Source organism: Chitinophaga agrisoli, assembly GCF_008386695.1.
GTDB classification, from domain to species: domain Bacteria; phylum Bacteroidota; class Bacteroidia; order Chitinophagales; family Chitinophagaceae; genus Chitinophaga; species Chitinophaga agrisoli.
In genome coordinates this window covers 1-407 of sequence record NZ_VUOC01000067.1, presented here as the reverse complement: position 1 = coordinate 407, position 407 = coordinate 1, and the positions used below count along the sequence as shown (strand labels likewise).

Here is a 407-nt window from a genome sequence, read left to right as displayed (position 1 = left end):
GGTCGTGGTGGCCGTGACGTATGTCGAAGCTGCTCCTGCTCCTTCGATACTTAACCCAGTTCTAAATACATTAGGCCATAGTAGTGGTGGTTGTGGTGATTGTGGTGGCGGCAACGGTGGGGGTGGAGATGGAGATAATGGGAACGGTGACGAAGGGGAAGGGGGAGACGATAGAGGCACTGGAGTAGACAACCCTGGTGATGATGGTGATGATGGTGGAGATGGCGGTGGTGACGATGGAAACGATGGTGGAGATGGAGGAGACGGTGGAGATGATGGTGGAGACGAAGGAGAAGGAGGAGACGGCGGTGACGATGGAGGAGATGATGGCGGAGACGAAGGAGATGGAGGAGATGGTGGTGACGAAGGAGAAGGCGGAGATGGTGGAGATAATGGAGAAGGCGGGG

1 protein-coding gene is annotated in these 407 nt (G+C 56.0%); it reads left to right on the top strand.

The window, feature by feature from the left end; all coding sequences use genetic code 11:
• Positions 1 to 200 precede the first annotated feature (200 nt).
• Positions 201 to 407: hypothetical protein (locus F0L74_RS34615; protein WP_149842230.1), on the top strand; the 207-nt coding region annotated here is incomplete at its 3' end.